Annotated in this window: 3 protein-coding genes; 1 reads left to right on the top strand and 2 read right to left on the bottom strand. The window is 57.8% G+C overall.

Annotated elements, in window-relative coordinates; all coding sequences use genetic code 11:
* The coding region (locus tag AC1DSG_RS29445; protein ID WP_477794016.1) for an adenine nucleotide alpha hydrolase family protein at positions 1 to 223 on the bottom strand (223 nt) is incomplete at its 3' end.
* A 2-nt stretch (positions 224 to 225) separates the two neighbouring features.
* Positions 226 to 975 carry an electron transfer flavoprotein subunit beta/FixA family protein gene (locus AC1DSG_RS29440; protein ID WP_007945693.1) on the bottom strand — a complete coding sequence of 250 codons (750 nt, stop codon included), beginning with the start codon at positions 973 to 975 and terminating at the stop codon, positions 226 to 228.
* A gap of 547 nt (positions 976 to 1,522) precedes the next feature.
* Here AC1DSG_RS29440 and AC1DSG_RS29435 point away from each other — a divergent pair.
* Positions 1,523 to 3,187: an electron transfer flavoprotein-ubiquinone oxidoreductase gene (locus tag AC1DSG_RS29435; RefSeq protein WP_477794015.1), complete on the top strand. Its 1,665-nt coding sequence runs from the start codon at positions 1,523 to 1,525 to the stop codon at positions 3,185 to 3,187.
* Positions 3,188 to 3,278: the final 91 nt, after the last annotated feature.

Here is a 3,278-nt window from a genome sequence, read left to right as displayed (position 1 = left end):
GCGCTACGTTTTCCGGCAGCTGATGAGCGTAGGCAGCGTTGTCGGCTACCAGCACTTTGGTCACGCCAGCGATTTTCGCGGCAGCTTCAGCGACAGCGCCAACGCCCTGACCGGCAACCAGAACGTGGATGTCACCACCGATTTTGGCGGCAGCAGCAACGGTGTTCAGTGTGGCCGGAGCCACTACTTTGCTGTCGTGTTCAGCGATTACCAAGATAGTCATGATTAGATTACCTTCGCTTCGTTTTTCAGTTTCTCGACCAGTTCAGCCACCGACTTGACCTTGATACCCGCGCTGCGTGCAGCAGGCGCTTCGACTTTCACGGTCTTGTTGGTGGAGGCGGTGGAAACGCCCAAAGCGTCCGGAGTCAGCACTTCGAGAGGCTTCTTCTTGGCTTTCATGATGTTTGGCARGGACGCGTAGCGCGGCTCGTTCAAACGCARGTCGGTGGTGACGATGGCCGGCAGTTTCAGGGAAACTGTCTGCGCGCCGCCGTCGACTTCGCGAGTCACGGCAACGCTGTCGCCGCTGATTTCAACTTTGGAYGCGAACGTGCCCTGACCGTAGCCGCTCAATGCAGCGAGCATCTGGCCAGTCTGGTTGTTGTCGCTGTCGATGGCTTGTTTGCCAAGGATCACCAGCTGAGGCTGTTCCTTGTCGACAACAGCTTTCAACAGTTTGGCAACGGCCAGCGAAGTCAGGTCTTCGGCGGATTCGACGAGGATGGCGCGGTCGGCMCCCAGAGCCAGCGCGGTGCGCAGTTGCTCTTGAGCGGTRGACGGRCCGACGGAGACGACGACGATTTCAGTCGCAACACCTTTCTCTTTCAGGCGTACGGCTTCTTCCACTGCGATTTCGCAGAACGGGTTCATCGACATCTTGACGTTGGCGAGGTCGACGCCGGAATTGTCCGCCTTGACGCGAACCTTGACGTTGTAATCCACAACGCGTTTGACAGCTACAAGAACCTTCATGGATTCCTCGTTACTCTCCGGTGAAAAGAAAGTCGCCTAGGCGAACCTGGCGGTTGATGCTCATCGGGCGCAAGGGCACCTCCAAAAACGCCGGCAAACGTGGCAAGTGATCAACGCTCATGATGTGGATGACCGTTCGTCAGTGGTGACCGACGAGTCATTCAATACCGTGGCGTGTAAACTGCGCGCCATACTAGCGCTGCGCATCACTTGCCCTTGCCATCGCCCTGTCTTTAGAGGTGCTCTTGAAACCAATAGTCAGCCTACGGCGAGCGCAAAACCGCCCGTATCTTGACCGGAACGCCTATTCCGGTCAATACGGCAAAATGGCCGTTCGTAAGCCGCGTGACTTTGATTTCTCTGGCTTTGAGCCAATTCAAACAAACGTTTGTATTGGACGCTGGCAGTGGTGTAGATATAATGCGCCACCCAGAGAGAAAGGTCGTCTATCGATTGTCCTGTTCCGCGCTCGCGCAAGGGTTCATGGATGCGACACCAAACCTCCAATTAGAAAAAAAACTGTTGAGCCTTGAGTAGGAGATAACCTGTGGAACGCGAATACATGGAATTCGACGTCGTCATCGTCGGTGCCGGCCCCGCGGGTCTTTCCGCTGCCTGCCGCTTGAAGCAGAAGGCTGCTGAAGCCGGTAAGGAAATCAGCGTCTGCGTGGTCGAAAAAGGCTCCGAAGTCGGTGCTCACATCCTGTCTGGTGCCGTGTTCGAACCACGCGCCCTGAACGAATTGTTCCCGGACTGGAAAGCACTCGGCGCCCCGCTGAACACGCCAGTCACCCGCGATGACATCTTCGTTCTGAAAAACGCAGACAGCGCGCAAAAAATTCCTGACCTCTTTGTGCCCAAGACCATGCACAACGAAGGCAACTACATCATCTCCCTGGGCAACCTGTGCCGTTGGCTCGCTCAGCAGGCCGAGAACCTCGGCGTGGAAATCTACCCGGGCTTCGCCGCTCAGGAAGCGCTGATCGACGAGAACGGCGTGGTTCGCGGGATCATCACCGGCGACCTGGGTGTTGATCGCGAAGGCAATCCGAAAGAAGGCCTGTACACCCCGGGCATGGAACTGCGTGGCAAGTACACGCTGTTCGCCGAAGGCTGCCGTGGCCACATCGGCAAACAGCTGATCAAGCGTTTCAACCTCGACAGCGAAGCCGACGCCCAGCACTACGGCATCGGCCTGAAAGAAATCTGGGAAATCGACCCGGCCAAGCATCAGCCAGGCCTGGTGGTTCACACCGCCGGCTGGCCGCTGGACATCATGGGCACCGAGAACACCGGCGGCTCGTTCCTCTATCACCTGGAAAACAACCAGGTGGTGGTCGGCCTGATCGTCGATCTCTCCTACAGCAACACTTACCTGTCGCCGTTCGATGAGTTCCAGCGCCTCAAGCACCACCCGGTGCTCAAGCAGTACCTGGAAGGCGGCAAGCGCATCAGCTACGGCGCGCGTGCCATCTGCAAAGGCGGCCTGAACTCGCTGCCGAAAATGGTCTTCAAGGGCGGTGCGCTGATCGGTTGCGACCTCGGCACCCTGAACTTCGCCAAGATCAAAGGCAGCCACACCGCGATGAAGTCTGGCATGCTCGCCGCTGAATCCGTGGCCGAGGCGCTGTTCGCCGAGAAAGACGGCACCGAAGAGCTGACCACTTACGTTGAAGCGTTCAAAAAGAGCTGGCTCTACGACGAACTGTTCGCCAGCCGCAACTTCGGCCCGGCGATCCACAAGTTCGGCGCGATCGTCGGCGGTGGTTTCAACTGGCTGGACCAGAACATCTTCGGCGGCAAACTGCCGTTCACCTTGCACGACACCAAGCCGGATTACGCCTGCCTCAAGCTCGCCGCCGACTGCAAGAAGATCGACTACCCGAAACCGGACGGCAAGATCAGCTTCGACAAACTCAGCTCGGTGTTCATCTCCGGTACCAACCACGAAGAAGAACAGCCATGCCACTTGAAACTGGCCGATCCAAGCATCCCGATCAGCAAAAACCTGCCGCTGTACGATGAGCCTGCCCAGCGTTACTGCCCGGCCGGCGTGTACGAAGTGATCACCCAGGAAGACGGCGAGAAGCGCTTCCAGATCAACGCCCAGAACTGCGTTCACTGCAAGACCTGCGACATCAAGGACCCTGCACAGAACATCACTTGGGTCACACCGGAAGGTGCTGGCGGCCCGACTTACCCGAACATGTAAGTTGAAGGCCTGAACATCAAGGCTCCCGATTGGGGGCCTTTTTGTTGCCCGCCATTCCCGCTTTTGTAGGGGCCATTACCAACTCAGGCAG

The organism is Pseudomonas sp. P5_A12, from assembly GCF_056400685.1.
This window is presented reverse-complemented; position numbering and strand designations above follow the sequence as displayed.